The organism is Variovorax sp. Sphag1AA, assembly GCF_014192575.1.
Classification (GTDB): Bacteria; Pseudomonadota; Gammaproteobacteria; order Burkholderiales; family Burkholderiaceae_C; genus Variovorax.
The window spans coordinates 366,963-381,412 of the sequence record NZ_JACHYC010000004.1; the positions used below are offsets into that span (position 1 = coordinate 366,963).

The 14,450-nt window shown below is 65.5% G+C and carries 16 protein-coding genes; 6 read left to right on the top strand and 10 right to left on the bottom strand.

Annotated elements, in window-relative coordinates; genetic code table 11:
- Positions 1–17 precede the first annotated feature (17 nt).
- Genes flgE through flgB form a run of 4 tightly spaced genes read right to left on the bottom strand, consistent with a single transcriptional unit; the run spans position 18 to position 2,840 of the window.
- Complete coding sequence (gene flgE, locus FHW64_RS17830) at positions 18–1,250, bottom strand: flagellar hook protein FlgE (RefSeq protein ID WP_184528588.1); 1,233 nt, start codon at positions 1,248–1,250, stop codon at positions 18–20.
- Between the two features lie 35 nt (positions 1,251–1,285).
- On the bottom strand, positions 1,286–1,972 hold the full coding sequence (locus FHW64_RS17835) for a flagellar hook assembly protein FlgD (RefSeq protein ID WP_184528590.1): 687 nt from the start codon (positions 1,970–1,972) through the stop codon (positions 1,286–1,288).
- Positions 1,973–1,998: 26 nt separating this feature from the next.
- Positions 1,999–2,394, bottom strand: a complete 396-nt coding sequence (gene flgC, locus FHW64_RS17840) for a flagellar basal body rod protein FlgC (RefSeq protein WP_184528592.1) — start codon at positions 2,392–2,394, stop codon at positions 1,999–2,001.
- Between the two features lie 38 nt (positions 2,395–2,432).
- Positions 2,433–2,840 (bottom strand): flagellar basal body rod protein FlgB, encoded by a 408-nt coding sequence (flgB, locus tag FHW64_RS17845; RefSeq protein WP_184528594.1) that lies wholly within the window; start codon positions 2,838–2,840, stop codon positions 2,433–2,435.
- 175 nt (positions 2,841–3,015) lie between these two features.
- Here flgB and flgA point away from each other — a divergent pair, with 175 nt between their 5' ends.
- The 3 genes from flgA (at position 3,016) to FHW64_RS17860 (ending at position 4,590) form a co-directional block, all read left to right on the top strand.
- On the top strand, positions 3,016–3,720 hold the full coding sequence (flgA, locus tag FHW64_RS17850; RefSeq protein WP_184528596.1) for a flagellar basal body P-ring formation chaperone FlgA: 705 nt from the start codon (positions 3,016–3,018) through the stop codon (positions 3,718–3,720).
- 127 nt (positions 3,721–3,847) lie between these two features.
- On the top strand, positions 3,848–4,138 hold the full coding sequence (flgM, locus tag FHW64_RS17855) for a flagellar biosynthesis anti-sigma factor FlgM (protein WP_184528598.1): 291 nt from the start codon (positions 3,848–3,850) through the stop codon (positions 4,136–4,138).
- Positions 4,135–4,590, top strand: coding sequence for a flagella synthesis protein FlgN (locus FHW64_RS17860; RefSeq protein WP_260305266.1), 456 nt, complete (start codon positions 4,135–4,137; stop codon positions 4,588–4,590). The genes flgM and FHW64_RS17860 overlap by 4 nt, the downstream gene beginning before the upstream one ends.
- Positions 4,591–4,610: 20 nt before the next feature.
- On the opposite strand, the gene FHW64_RS17865 is transcribed toward FHW64_RS17860, so the two are convergent.
- Together FHW64_RS17865 and FHW64_RS17870 are read right to left on the bottom strand one after the other, a co-directional pair.
- Positions 4,611–5,744, bottom strand: coding sequence for a zinc-binding dehydrogenase (locus tag FHW64_RS17865; RefSeq protein WP_184528600.1), 1,134 nt, complete (start codon positions 5,742–5,744; stop codon positions 4,611–4,613).
- A 53-nt stretch (positions 5,745–5,797) separates the two neighbouring features.
- Positions 5,798–7,111: a hemolysin family protein gene (locus FHW64_RS17870; RefSeq protein ID WP_184529209.1), complete on the bottom strand. Its 1,314-nt coding sequence runs from the start codon at positions 7,109–7,111 to the stop codon at positions 5,798–5,800.
- A gap of 22 nt (positions 7,112–7,133) precedes the next feature.
- Here FHW64_RS17870 and FHW64_RS17875 point away from each other — a divergent pair, with 22 nt between their 5' ends.
- Positions 7,134–7,976, top strand: a complete 843-nt coding sequence (locus tag FHW64_RS17875) for a symmetrical bis(5'-nucleosyl)-tetraphosphatase (RefSeq protein ID WP_184528602.1) — start codon at positions 7,134–7,136, stop codon at positions 7,974–7,976.
- 3 nt (positions 7,977–7,979) lie between these two features.
- Here FHW64_RS17875 and FHW64_RS17880 read toward each other — a convergent pair whose 3' ends face one another.
- From FHW64_RS17880 to guaD, 4 genes are all read right to left on the bottom strand, one after another.
- Entirely contained in the window at positions 7,980–9,440 is a 1,461-nt protein-coding gene (locus FHW64_RS17880) for a DEAD/DEAH box helicase (protein WP_184528604.1), read from the bottom strand.
- 160 nt (positions 9,441–9,600) lie between these two features.
- Entirely contained in the window at positions 9,601–10,485 is an 885-nt protein-coding gene (locus tag FHW64_RS17885) for a neutral zinc metallopeptidase (protein ID WP_184528606.1), read from the bottom strand.
- Between the two features lie 73 nt (positions 10,486–10,558).
- Positions 10,559–11,125 carry a dCTP deaminase gene (gene dcd / locus FHW64_RS17890; protein ID WP_093161157.1) on the bottom strand — a complete coding sequence of 189 codons (567 nt, stop codon included), beginning with the start codon at positions 11,123–11,125 and terminating at the stop codon, positions 10,559–10,561.
- Between the two features lie 55 nt (positions 11,126–11,180).
- Positions 11,181–12,470 (bottom strand): guanine deaminase, encoded by a 1,290-nt coding sequence (gene guaD / locus FHW64_RS17895; RefSeq protein WP_184528607.1) that lies wholly within the window; start codon positions 12,468–12,470, stop codon positions 11,181–11,183.
- A gap of 152 nt (positions 12,471–12,622) precedes the next feature.
- On the opposite strand from guaD, the gene FHW64_RS17900 reads away from it, so the two are divergent.
- Together FHW64_RS17900 and FHW64_RS17905 are read left to right on the top strand one after the other, a co-directional pair.
- Positions 12,623–13,771 (top strand): glycosyltransferase family 1 protein, encoded by a 1,149-nt coding sequence (locus FHW64_RS17900; RefSeq protein WP_184528609.1) that lies wholly within the window; start codon positions 12,623–12,625, stop codon positions 13,769–13,771.
- Positions 13,768–14,430 carry an acyltransferase gene (locus FHW64_RS17905; RefSeq protein ID WP_184528611.1) on the top strand — a complete coding sequence of 221 codons (663 nt, stop codon included), beginning with the start codon at positions 13,768–13,770 and terminating at the stop codon, positions 14,428–14,430. Before FHW64_RS17900 ends, FHW64_RS17905 begins: the two co-directional genes overlap by 4 nt.
- The last annotated feature ends 20 nt before the right edge of the window (positions 14,431–14,450 follow it).

The window sequence follows — 14,450 nt, forward strand, 5'->3', positions numbered from 1 at the left end:
GCTCCTATCGCGTCGCGTCAGCGGATGTTCATCAGCGTCTGCATGACCTGGTCCTGCGTCTTCACCGTCTGCGCATTGGCTTGGTAGTTGCGCTGCGCGACGATGAGGTTGACGAGTTCCGAGGTCAGGTCGACGTTGGACGATTCGAGCGCGCCCGAGGCGAGCGAGCCGAGCTTGCTGCCTTCGGCCGGCGTGCCGGTGAGTGCCGCACCGGAAGCTGCCGTCTCCGCGTACATGTTGTCGCCCTTGGGCTCGAGGCCGTTGGGGTTGGCGAAGGACGACAGCACCACCTGGCCCAGCAGCTTGGTCTGCTCGTTCGAGAACTTGCCGGTGATGGTGCCGTCGCCGTTGATCGAGAACGAGGTGAGCTGGCCGGAGGTGTAGCCATCCTGCGCGAGCTTGCTCATGCCGTTGGCTGCACCGACCTGCGTGGTGCCGCTCAGGTCGACCGTGATGTTCGATGCGGCTGCGCCGTTGGTGTAGGTCAGCGTCGGGAGCGTGATCTTGCCGCCGACCGGTGCGGTGAGGTTGCCGTTGGTGTCGAAGGTCATCGAGCCCATCGGCGAACCGGCAGTTGCAGGCGCGGGCAACTGGACCTGCGTGCCGTCGATCGTGGCGTAGGTATCCCACGCGTTGGCGCCCGTCTTCACGAAGTAGACCGCGAGGTCGTGCGGATTGCCTAGCGAGTCGTACACCGGGCCGATCGCGTTCGAGTAGTTGAAGGTGTCGGAGTCGGTCGGGTCGAAAGGCGTCTTCGTCGGCACGGTGCTGCGCGAGTCGACGTTGAACTCGGCCTGCACGCCAGTGGTGGCGTTGGGCGACATCGGCGCGGTCGGGATCTGGATCGCGGTGGGCGTGCCGCCGCTGATGCCGCCGCTGGCGTTCACGCCATAGCCGGTGAGGCGCAGGCCGGAAGCGTTGACGATGTAGCCGTCCTTGTCCTGGGTGAACTGGCCGTTGCGCGAGTACATGACTTCGCCGGTCGCGCTGGTGAGGCGGAAGAAGCCGTTGCCGTTCATGATCGCCACGTCGAGCGGACGGCTGCTGGTCTGCGTCACGCCCTGCGAGAAGTCCTGCACCACGCCCGACACCGCGACGCCGAGGCCGACGCGCGAGCCGGCGTAAATGTCCGAGAAGGTGGCGGTGGACGACTTGAAGCCCACGGTGCCCGAGTTGGCGATGTTGTTGCCGATGACGTCGAGATTCGCGGCAGCGGCGCCGAGACCGCTAATGCCCTGGGAAAAGGCCATGATGGATTCCTTAGTTCAATGCGTTGGGTTGGAGGTCAGAGATACATGCGCACATCGGACAGGCCGATGCTCTGGCCGGTGGCGAGTTCGAGGGTGACGCCGCTGGTGCCCTGCTTGACCGCGGCGACCTGCGCGAACGTGAGCGCGGTCGAGGACACGGCGGTGCTGCCGTTGGTGGCGGCGATCGTGAACGTGTAGTTGCCTGCGGGCACGACATTGCCCGAGTCGTCCTTGCCGTCCCATGCGACGGCGTTCACGCCTTCGTTCATGGAGCCTGCGTCGATGGTGCGCACCGTCTTGCCGGTGGCGTCGACGATCTTGATCTGCACGTCGGAAGCCGTGCCAGGCAGTTCCACAGCGAAGGCCTTGACGGCCGGATCCTCACCCTCTGCAGGCGCAGTGGTGGTGAGCGAGTTGCCGGGCGACAGCACTGCATAGCCGATGAGCGATGCGGCCTGCAGAACCTGGTTCGAGCCGGTCTGGCTCACCAGGCCCGACAGCGTGCTGTTGAGCTTCTCGATGCCGCTCACGGTGCTCATCTGCGCGAGCTGCGACGTGAGCTCCGCGTTCTCCATCGGATTGAGCGGGTCCTGGTTGTTGAGCTGCGCGACCAGTAGCTTGAGAAAGCGCTGCTCGTTGTCGCTGCTGGAGACACTCGCGGTGCTGGCCGCGGCGCTGGCGGCATTGGCGCCGCTGATGGATGAGGTGTCGGCGATGGCCATGGCTTTCTTTTTTCTTCGCTGTTGGATTACTGGCCGATGGTCAGGGTCTTGACCATCAGCGTCTTGGCGGTGTTGAGCACCTCGACGTTGGCCTGGTAGCTGCGCGAGGCCGAGATCATGTTGGTCATCTCCTCGACCACGTTGACGTTCGACATCGCGACGTAGCCGTCGGGGTTGGCATGCGGGTTCTTCGGGTCGTAGACCATCTTGGCGGGCGACTGGTCCTCGACCACGCCCGAGACCTGCACGCCGCCGATGTCCTGCTGGCCCGAAGGCGCGACTTCGAAGACGACCTGCTTGGCACGGTACGGCTGACCGTCGGGTCCGGCGACGCTTTCCGCGTTGGCAAGATTGCTCGCGGTCACGTTCATGCGCTGCGACTGCGCGGTCATGGCGGATCCCGCCACACTGAAGATGTTCATGGAAGCACTCGGGAGTGGCATCGGATAGCTCCTCGTGCTTACTGCTGGACCGCCGCCAGCATGGTCTTGATCTTCGAGCTGAGCACCGTGAGGTTCGACTCGTAGCGCAGCGCGTTGTCGGCGAAGTTGATGCGCTCGACGTCCATCTCGACCGTGTTGCCGTCGATGCTCGACTGCGTGGGCACGCGATAGAGAAGGTCCTGGTCGGGCATCGACTTGGCTTCGCCCGCGAGGTGGCGCGACGAGGTCGTCGACATCGCGAACGACTGCGCCTGGCGGCCCTGCTCGACGGCCTGCGAGAGCCTGCTGCTGAAATCGAAGTCGCGCGCCTTGTAGTTGGGCGTGTCGGCGTGGGCGATGTTGGCCGCCAGCACTTCCTGGCGCTCAGCCCGCAGATTGAGTGCTTCGCGGTTGAAGCGAAGCGCTGCATCCAGCTTGTCGATCATCTTCTTTCCATCCTTTGTGGCGTCGCGCTCGCACTGGGCATGGCGACAGATGGAAAGCGAGTCTATGCACGAGACGCTTTTGCAATGGGTCGAACAAAGGGGGTTTTCGGCAGCACTTCAGCACTTCGCTTTGGGGGGTGTCTTCCTAGAATCCTCCGGCAACACACCGATTCCCATGGAACAACGCAAGACCTTCAAACGGCTCCTCCGCATCGTTCTGCCGGCATGCATGGCGGGCGTCGGCGTGGCTTCCTTTGCCGCTTCCCAGTTGCCTGAAGAGGCACGCGAGGCCGTCGAACGCTACCTCCAGGTGCAAACCTCCGGGCTGCCGGGCAAGGCCAAGGTGACTTTCGTGCCCACAGGTGGTGCACTTCCGCCGTGCAGTGACTACGAGGCCTTCATGCCCACCGGCACGGCGCCGTGGGGGCGCGTCTCTATCGGATTGCGCTGCCGAGGCGACAAACCGTGGACGCGCTTCGTTTCGGCCAATGTGTCAGTGGAAGGCCGCTACTTCGTCGCTGCGCGTGCGATCGAACCCGGCGTGACGCTCGGTGCGGGCGACTTCATCGAACGCACCGGCGATCTCACCGGTCTGCCTCGCAATGTGGTGACAGACGCGAGCGCCCTGCGCGGCGTCACCAGCGCACAGCGCATCACTGCGGGCGCACCGCTGCGCAAGGAGCATGTGCGCACCATGATCGTGATCCAGCAGGGACAGACGGTGCAGGTGGTCGCGCAGGGCGCAGGCTTCACCGTCAGCACCGAAGGCAAGGCGATGACACGCGCCGAAGTCGGTGCCGCCGTGCAGGCGAAAACCCGTGACGGCCGTCTGGTGAGTGGCATCGCCGACGAAGAGGGCCAGATCCGGCTCTCGCAATAAGGCTGCAGGTACGCAAATGTACGTAGGGACGCGTAGTGGTCTTCATGGATCGCCAATCCAGCCCCGAAGCCCTAAAGTTCCACTGCGTTTCGCCGATATAGGGGCGAGCCCCCTTTGAGGAACCATTGTGAAAATCGATCAACCAGCGTCATCGGCGACGCCTCTCATCCGCCCCGCGAAGTCGGGTTCCGCCTCCGCGAGTTCCGCCGGAGCCACCGGATCGTCGAAGGACGCTGCACAGGTCTCGGCCCAGGTCCACTCGCTGCCGGGCTCCACCAGCGGTGATTTCGACGCCGCGCGCGTCGCCGCGATCCGCGAGGACATCCGCGCGGGGCGCTACCAAGTGAATCCAGAACGTATTGCCGATGGCCTGATGGACAGCGTGCGCGACCTGCTCGATTCCCGAAAGAACTCATGAACACGATGCTGCTGTACCTTCATGCGGAGAAATCCTGCATCGAGGAATTCCTGGCGCTGCTTGCGCAGGAAGAAACCGCCATGACCGAGCGTCGCTTCGGTGACCTGGAACAGATCACCGAACAGAAGGTACAGCTGCTCGACCGTATTGCCGAGATCGACCGCCAGCGCGAAACCGCGCAATCGGCACTCGGTTTCGAACCCGGTGCCGCCGGCGCCGATGCCGCTGCGATGGCCGGCGGCGAAGCAACCCGCCAAGCCTGGCAGGCCCTGCAGGAGCTGGCCGAGAAGGCCCGCCAGCAGAACCTGCGCAACGGATCGATCGTCCACACCCACCTGGACTTCACGCAGAAGGCACTGCAGTTCCTGCAATCGAGCGTGCAGCTCTTCTACGGGCCGGACGGCATCCGGAAGACCACGTCCGGCGGCGGCACGCGCCTCGCCATGGGCTGAGGCTCGGTTGAACCAGCGACCTACCGGCTCGGATTGAGCAGGTACTTCTCGCCGGTCGCCTGCTTCGAATAGACCGCGATCTCGCCCAGCGAGAGTGCTTCCACCATCGACACTTCCTTCGTGTAGCGGCTCGCGAAGGTCGTCTTCAGTTCGGCCGCCACGCGCGCCTTCAGCTTCTCCGCACCTTCGGGCCCGATCTTCATCAGGAACGGGAACAGCAACCAGCCCCCCATGCCCCAGCTCATGCCGAAGCCGCGCGTGAATTCGGTCGGCCCGCGATCCAGCCCGCCGTAGATGTAGACCTGCTTGTGCGTGGTGGTGCCGTAGCGGCTGTATTCGGTCGCATTGCGCAAGAGCGCGGCTTCCATGCAGTTGAGGATCTGCCCCGCCAGCTTGCCGCCACCGGTCGCATCGAAAGCCAGCGTGGCGCCGGTCGCGGTCAGCGCATCCGTCAGGTCCTGCATGAAGGTCGGCGAGGTGGCGTTGCACACATATTTGGCGCCGATGGCGCGCAGGATGTCTTCCTGCTCCTGCTTGCGGACGATGTTCACCAGGGGAATGCCATCCTTGATGCAGATGCGGTTGAGCATCTGCCCGAGGTTCGACGCCGCGGCCGTGTGCACGAGTGCCTTGTGGCCTTCGCGCCGCATGGTCTCGACCATGCCGAGCGCCGTGAGCGGATTGACGAAGGACGAAGCACCCTCCGCCGCGGTCGCGCCTTCCGGCAGGGCCATGCACTGGGCTGCGTCGATGCAGCGGTATTGCGAGTACATCGCGCCGCCGATCGCCGCGACGGTCTTGCCCAGCAGGGCCTGCGCCTGCGGCGAGGTACCGGCTGCCACGACCACGCCTGCGCCTTCATTGCCGACCGGCATGGACTGGTCCGCGCGGCCGGCCATGCTCTTCATGGCTGCTTCGGGGATGGTTGCCGTCACGACCGGCCGCTCGGGCGTACCCGACGCCTTCGCGGTGCGCAGGTCCGCCGCGCCGAACAGCAGGCCCAGGTCGGAGGGATTCATCGGCGACGCCTCGACCCGAACCACCACTTCGTTCGCGGCGGGCTGGGGAATGCGGTCTTCCTGAAGCGAGAGTTCAAGCTCGCCGCTGCTGCGGACGAGGGAACGGATCTGCAGGGTCTTGCTCGGCACGGTCATGGCGGGTCTCCGGATGGGGGCCGGCCAGTATAGGAGCGGGGTCGGTTGCGCGCTCAGGACACCTGTTCGGGCGGCCGCTTGTCGGGATGGGCCATGACGCGGTCGATCCGCCTTCCGTCGAGCGCGACTACCTCGAAGCACCAGCCGGCGCAGTCGATGTGCTCCCCGACCTCCGGCAACTGGCCCGAGACGAACATCAGCAGGCCGGCGACGGTGTTGTAGCGGCCGCGGTCCTCGTCGGGCAGCTCGCGGATACCGAGGCGTGCGCGCAGCTCCGACACCGGCATCAGCCCGTCGAGCTCCCAGATGCCGTCGGCGCGCTGTCGCGCCCAGGCTTCGGCGTGCGTCGGCACTTGCAATTCGCCGGTGATGGCTTCGAGCAGGTCGCGCGGCGTCATCAGGCCCTGCACCACGCCGTATTCGTCGACGACGAAGACGAGCCGCCCGGCGCGCGAGCGGAACTGCTCGAGCATTTCCATGCCCGTGAGCGTTTCGGGTACGAAAACCGCGGGCTGCACTGCTTCTCCGACCGTGCCTCGATGCTCCGGCCCAAGCTTGAGAAGATGCGCCACGCTGGTCACGCCCACTACGTCGTCGAGCGAGTTGCGGCACACCGGATACCAGGAGTGGACCTGGTTGCGCGCACCCGCCTCCGACACCCTCTGCAGGCTCTCGGCAATGGTCAGCGACGCATCGAGCCATTCGATGTCGGCGCGCGGGATCATGAGCGAGGTCAGCCGGCGATCGTCGAGGTGGAACACGTTGCGCACCATCTGGTGCTCGTGCATCTCGATCACACCGGCATCGACGCCCTCCTCCAGGCTCGCGGAGATTTCTTCTTCGGTGACCACGCGGGCGGCGTTCGAATCGATGCGCAGGAGCTTGAGCGTGGCCGCCGTCGCACTCGACAACAGCAGCACGAACGGCTTGGCGATGGAAGCGAGCCATCGCATCGGCGTGGCCACGTAGCGGGCCACCGGCTCGGGGTAGAGCTGGCCGATGCGCTTGGGCACCAGCTCGCCGAAGATGATCGTGAAGAAGGTGATGCAGGTCACCACGACCGCGGTAGAGGCAATGCTGGCCGTGCCACGGCCAAGGCCCATTTCCTCCATCCACGCGCCGAGCGGCTCGGCGAAGGCGGCTTCACCGACGATGCCACTCAGCATGCCGATCGAGGTGATGCCGATCTGCACCGTGGAAAGAAACCGCGTCGGGTTCTCCATCAGCTTGAGCGCCGCGGCGGCGCCCGCATCCCCCGTCTCGGCCAGCGCGGCGAGGCGCGCGCGGCGGCTGGTGGAAAGAGCCATTTCGGACATTGCAAACAACGCGTTGACCGTGGTCAGCAACGCCAGGAGGAATACGTCCATGAACGCAGGAGAGAATGGGGACATGGCACTTTACTTGATCGGTGATCTGCAGGGCTGCGACGAACCCCTGCAACGGCTGCTGGACAAGATCGACTTCTCCCCGAGCCGCGACCGGCTGATCGTGCTGGGCGACCTCGTGAATCGCGGGCCCGCTTCGGCCAAGGTGCTGCGACACATCCAGGGTTTCGGCGGCGCGGCGCAGAGCCTGCTCGGCAACCATGACCTGCATCTTCTGGGCGTGGCCCACGGCGCGCGCAAGATGGGACGCAAGGACACGCTCGCTGCAATACTCGATGCGCCGGACCGCGATGGAATGCTCGAATGGCTGCGCCACCAGCATGTGGCGCTTCGTCACGACATTGGCGGCGGCACGCTGCTGACGGTGCACGCGGGCGTGCTGCCGCAATGGACTGTCGAGGACACGATGCGTCTGGCAGGCGAGCTCCAATCCGCCTTGCAGGGACCGGACGTGGCCGAGTTCTTTCGCACCATGTACGGCAACGAACCCGCGCAGTGGAGCGATTCGCTCACCGGTGCGGCGCGGCTACGCGTAGTCGTCAATGCCCTGACGCGGATGCGCTATTGCACAGCCGAGGGCGTGATGGAGTTCGAATCCAAGGATGCCGAAGCCGGCGCGCCCGAGGGCTTCATGCCGTGGTTCGATGTGCCGGGACGCAAGACGTCGACAGCGACTGTGGCTTTCGGCCACTGGTCGACGCTCGGCTGGGTTTCAAGGCCGGACCTGATCTCGACCGACACTGGTTGCGTATGGGGTGGCTGCCTGAGCGCCGTGCGGATCGGCGCGACGCCACAAGAGCGCGAGCTGATCCAGGTCAAGTGCCCTCAGGCCCAGAAGCCAGGCTGAAGGCTACTGGGGGGACTTGAAGAGCGCCGCGACCTTGCGCTTGGTCTTGATGTTGCTGGAGACGCCTCGGGCGGGCGTCGCCTTGGCCGTGGCTTCCCAGGCGGGCGCAGCCTCACGCTCCGGCGTCTCGTAGGGCTTCTCGAAGAAGGGATCGCGCGGCGCAGCCGGCGCGCGATGCGGACGGCCGTTGCGGGTCGGACGCGAGTCGGAGCGGTCGCGGGGACGATCCAGCGTGTCGAGCACGTCGCGTGCGTCGCCGGCTTCGCCCTCTTCGCGCCAATGGCGGCGGCCATCGTTGATGCGGCCGCGCGGGCGCTCGTCGTCGAATTCGACCGGCTCCAGCTCAATCTTCTTCTTGATGAGCTTCTCGATGTCGGCCACCAGGCGGACGTCATTGCCGCCGCTCGCGAAGCTCACAGCGAGGCCGGATGCGCCGGCGCGGCCGGTGCGGCCGATGCGGTGCACGTAGTCTTCCGCGTTGAACGGAATGTCGAAGTTGAAGACCGCCGGCACGTCCTTGATGTCGAGACCGCGCGCAGCCACGTCGGTGGCCACCAGCAGGTCGACTTCGCCGGCCTTGAACGCGGCGAGCGACTTCAGGCGTTCGTCCTGGCTCTTGTCGCCGTGCAGGGCGGTGGTCTTCAGGCCGTCACGCTCGAGCGAACGCGCGAGGCGCGCACAGCCCAGCTTGCTGTTGACGAACACGAAGGCCTGCGTGATGCCGCGCTGGCGCACGATCTGCTTGAGCGCGCGGCGCTTGTCGTCTTCCGCAACGCTGAAGAAGTGCTGCTCGACGGTGGAGGCGGTTTCGTTCGGCCGCGCGACTTCGATCGTGACCGGGTTCTGCAAGTAGCTGCCGGCGAGCCGCTTGATCTCGGGAGAGAACGTCGCGGAGAACAGCAGCGTGGTCCGCTGCTTGGGCAGGTACGAGAGGATGCGCTGCAGATCGGGCAGGAAGCCGATGTCGAGCATTCGGTCTGCTTCGTCGAGAACCACGTACTCGACCTGGTTGAGCACTGCGTTCTTCGCTTCGATGTGGTCGAGCAGTCGGCCCGGCGTGGCGACCAGCACCTCGACGCCCTTCTTGAGCTCGATGGTCTGCGGCTTCATGTCGATACCGCCGAAAACGACCGCGCTGCGCAGGTTGGTGTACTTGGAATAGAGCTTGACCTGCTGAGCGACCTGGTCGGCCAGTTCGCGCGTGGGCAGCAGGACGAGGGCCCGGACCGGGTGCCGTGCCGGAGAGGTCGAGCTGTTCTCGTGCTTGAGCATCCGCTGCAGCAGGGGCAGCGAGAAGGCGGCTGTCTTGCCGGTGCCGGTCTGGGCGGCACCCATGACGTCCTGGCCCGACAACACCACCGGAATGGCCTGTGCCTGGATGGGCGTCATCGTCTCGTAACCCATTTCGGCTACAGCGCGCGCCAATGGTTCAGCCAGGGAGAGATTGGAGAAGGAGCTTGTCATGAAGCCTTCTATTGTCGCAGGAATGGGGTTACCCCTAATCCCAAGCCCCTCCGGGGGATTCCGCCCAGCGGGGAATCCCGCGGAACCGGCTTCGCCGGGCCGCCGGGATTGCCCCCTGAAAGGGGGTGTCAGAGCGACACGAAGTGCGCGAGGCTGGGGGTTAGAGACCCCGCGCAGCAAACGTGTCGCAGTCTCTCAAGTCGCCGCTCTTGAAACCGGTGGAGAACCACCGCTGGCGCTGGGCGCTGGTGCCGTGCGTGAAGCTGTCCGGCACCACCGCGCGGCCAGCGGAGCGCTGGAGGGCGTCGTCGCCGATCTTCTGGGCGGCGTTCATGGCGGATTCGATGTCGCCCGGGTCCAGCCATTGCTTGGATTGCTGCGAATGGTGGGCCCAGACGCCCGCCAGGCAATCGGCCTGCAGCTCGACGCGGACGCTGACCGCGTTGTTCTGGGTCTGGCTCAGCCGGCCGCGCATCTGGTCGACCTTGGCCGTGATGCCGAGCTCGTCCTGCACGTGGTGGCCGATCTCGTGCGCGATCACGTATGCCTGCGCGAACACACCGGGAGCGCCGAGCTGGTTCCGGAGCGTTTCGTAGAAGCCGAGGTCGATATAGACCTTCTTGTCCCCAGGGCAGTAGAACGGCCCCATCGCGGACTCGCCGGTGCCGCAGGCGGTGGGCGTCGCGCCACGGAACAGCACCAGCTTGGGCGGGGTGTAGGTGCCACCGTTCTGGCGGAAGATGTCACTCCACACCACCTCGGTGTTCTTCAGCACGGTGGAGACGAAAGCTGCCTCCTGGTCGTTCGCAGGAGGCTTGTGTGCCGGGCCTTGCTGCTGCACCTGCGGTGCGGGCTCGCCACCGCTGAGCAGGCCGAGCACCGTGAGGGGGTTGATGCCGAAGATCCAGCCGGCGATCAGCGCGACCGCCACGGTCCCGATGCCGATTCCGCGTCCGCCGACGGGAAAGCCGAACCCGCCGCCTCCCCCGCCATCGTCACGCCGGTCTTCGACGTTGTCGGACTGTTCGTTGCCTTCCCATCTCATGACGCGCTCCTTGACCGCGGTTCTCGCGGCGCCGGCACGATGGTACGCGCTGGCGAATCCTTCGGCTGTAGGCTCACGCCTTCGGCAGGGTCACTCCGCGCTGGCCCTGGTACTTGCCGCCGCGGTCCTTGTAGCTGGTTTCGCAGACTTCGTCACTCTCGAAGAAAAGCACCTGCGCGCAGCCCTCGCCCGCGTAGATCTTGGCGGGCAGCGGCGTGGTGTTGCTGAATTCGAGGGTCACGTAGCCCTCCCACTCGGGCTCGAAGGGCGTGACGTTGACGATGATCCCGCAGCGCGCATAGGTGCTCTTGCCCAGGCAGATCGTCAGCACGTTGCGCGGGATGCGGAAGTATTCGACCGTGCGCGCGAGCGCGAAGCTGTTGGGCGGGATGATGCAGCTGTCGCCGTGGAAGTCGACGAAGCTCTTCTCGTCGAAGTTCTTGGGGTCGACCACCGTGCTGTGGATGTTGGTGAACACCTTGAATTCGGGTGCACACCGGATGTCGTAGCCGTAGCTGGAGGTGCCGTAGCTGATGATCTTGTGGCCGTCCTGCTCGCGGATCTGGCCGGGCTCGAAGGGCTCGATCATTCCGTTCTTCTCGGCCATGCGCCGGATCCACTTGTCGCTCTTGATGCTCATGGCAGGTCCTCTTTTTCGGGCCGCTATTCTAGGCACCCAGCGGGGTCGGCCGGATTCAGGTCGCCAGCGCCTCGGAGATCACGGTGCGCTCGATCAGGCGGTCATCGCCCAGCACGATCATCGCGAACAGCAGTTCTTCCAGATTCGCGGCCAACGAAGTCTTGCGTGCCAGCAGCGGCGTGGCCTTCGGGTTGATGACCACGAAATCGGCCTCGCAGCCCGGCTGCAGGTTGCCGATCACGCCTTCCAGCCCCAGCGCACGCGCCGCCCCGGCGGTGTGGCGCCACCAAAGCTGCGAAGGCGGGATGCTGATACCCGGCTTGGTCTGCCCTTCGCGGCCGGCGTAGTAGGCGGCCATCATCGTGGTGAACGGACTGAAGCTGGTGCCGCCGCCCACGTCGCTTGCAAGACCGTACTGGTAGCCGATGCGGTCGGCGCCCTCGAAGTCGAAGAATCCGCTGCCGAGGAAGAGGTTGCTGGTCGGACTCACCGCCGTTGCGGTGCCGGTCTCGCGCATGAGCCGGCGGTCGTCGTCATCGAAGTGGATGCAGTGTGCGTAGACCGCGCGCTCGCGCATCAGGCCGAAGCCCGCATACACGTCGAGGTACGACCGCGCATGAGGGAAGAGCTCGCGCGCCCAGCGCACTTCGTCCTTGTTCTCCGCCACGTGCGAGTGAATCCAGGTGTCCGCGTACTTCGCCGCGAGTTCGCCCGCGCCGCGCAACTGCGCATCGGTGCTGGTGGGCGCGAAGCGCGGGGTGATCGCATAGCCGAGACGGTCGACGTTGTGCCACTTGCGGATGAGAGCCTCGGAGTCGATCAGACTCTGTTCAGCAACGTCGCGTACACCGTCGGGCGAATGACGATCCTGAAGCACCTTGCCGGTGATCATGCGCAAACGGCGACGCTGCGCCGCCTCGAAGAAGGCATCGACCGACTGGGGGTGCGAGGTCGCGAAGGTCAGCGAGGTCGTGACCCCGTTGCGCATCAACTCATCAAGGAAGAACTCCGCCACTTCGGCCGAATGGGCGGGGTCGGCAAAGCGGGTTTCAGCCGGAAAGGTGTAGTTCTCGAGCCAGGGAAGCAGGCCATCGGCCGGCGCGCCGATGATGTCCGTCTGCGGATAGTGGATGTGCATGTCCACGAAGCCCGGCGCGACGATGCGCCCCGGCCAATGCGTAACCGGCACCTGTGGATGGCGGGCGGCGACCGCGGCGTAGGCGCCTGCATCCTGCACCCGCTGCCGACCGGCGGCATCGGGGCCGACTACGAGAAGGCCGTCCTCGTCATACACCGGCTGGCCGGCGGGATCGAATCGCAGAAGAGAGGCACGGTACGCTTGCATGGGCACGGAGGGTAAGTCAGCAATGCGGGTACACGATGTGCTTGCGCATATGGGCCTTATATGAGTGCCATATGGCTGACACGTCGCCGCCGTGGCCGATGGTACGCTCCGACGATTGATTCACGCGACGCCGCCAAGAGCGCCACTGCAAGATGAAAGTCCTTCTGATCGCGAACTACATGCCCGACGGCCAGACGAGCATGATCGCCTTCGGCCGCATGCTGGAGCGGGAAATGCCCCGTGTCGGCTGCGACCTCCGCGTGGTCTCCCCGCCGAAGCGGGTACTGCACGGGGAGGTCACCTCGCGCTGGTGGAAGTGGCTCGGCTACATCGACAAGTTCGTCCTGTTCATCCCCATGCTGAAGCGGCAATTGCGCTGGGCCGATGTGGTGCACGTGGCCGACCACTCCAACAGCATGTACATCCCGTGGGTGGAATCCAAGCCCAACGTGATCACCTGCCATGACGTGATCGCCGTGCAGGCCGCGCACGGAATGATCGAAGGCTGGAACGTCGGCTGGACCGGGCGGCAGTTCCAGCGGCTGATCTCCAAGGGCCTGGGCCGCGCCGATCTGGTGGCATGCGTGTCGGCCATGACGCGCCGCGAACTGCTCTCCATGGGCCTTGCGGAAGAACGCCATGTCACGACGGTCCTCAACGGCCTGAACGACAACTTCGCGCCGGTGGCGCCCGACGAGGCCCAGAGGCTCATCTCGCGCTTCGGAATCTCGCCGCAGGACAAATACCTCATCCACGTCGGCTGGGACATGGCCCGCAAGAACCGCGGGGGCGTCCTCGAAGCCTTCATCGCATTGCAGGAGCGCGCTGCGGCTGCAGGGCACCCGCCGATGGCGGACCGCCTTCTCTTCGTCGGGCCCGATCTGTCGCCCGAGATGGCGGAGTTGGCGCAAAAGCACGGCGTGGCAGACCGGATCAAGGCCGTGCAGAAGGTATCCCACGAGGAGCTGCGCGCGCTCTATGCCAGCGCGACCGCGCTGCTCTTCCCCTCGCTCCAGGAAGGTTTCGGCTGGCCGATCATCGAGGCGCAGGCCTGCGGTTGCCCGGTCTTCACATCTGACCTCGCGCCAATGAACGAGATCGGCGGGGAAGGCGCGGTGTATGTCGATCCGCATGACCCGTCTGCCATGGCCACCGCCATGGAAGCCGCCGCGCCACGCCTCGGCGAGATGCGCCGCCTGGGCCTGGAAAACGCCGCCCACTACAGCGCATCGCAAATGGCGAGCAACTACAAGGCCGCCTACCAGCGCGTCATTAGCGAACGAGGGGCGCGCGCCTCATGAAGCGGCTGCTGGCGCTCGGCGTCGTCTTGCTGCCCTGGAAGATCAAGCGCTGGATATTGCGACGCTTCTGGGGCTACAAGTTCGCCGACGGCGCGCGCATCGGCCTGGCCTACGTTTTTCCGGGCGAACTGGTCATGGGTGAGCACGCGCACATCGACCATTTCACGGTTGCCGTCCACCTGGACCGGATGGAATGCGGCGCGCATTCGTACATCGGGCGATCCAACTGGGTTACCGGCCACCCCCGGCACGGCGAGCATTTCACTCATCGCACGGAGCGCGATCCGTCGCTCTTGCTGGGTGACCATTCATCGATCACGAAGCAGCACATCATCGATTGCACCGACCGGATCGAGATCGGTGCCTTTACCACCGTTGCGGGCTACGGCTCGCAGCTCATCACCCACGGCATCGATACCCACGAGAACCGCCAGGACTGCAAGCCGATCCGCATCGGTTCGTACTGCCTCATCGGCACCCGCGTCACCGTGCTGGGCGGCGCCGTGCTGCCGGACCGCACCGTCCTCGGCGCGGGATCACTGCTGAACAAGGCGCACACCGAGGAATACGCGGTGTACGCCGGCCAGCCAGCGAAGAAGGTCAAGGATCTGGACCCCGAAGGGGCCTACTTCCACCGCGAGAGCGGCTTCGTGCACTGACCCGCAGTACGGCTGAAGCG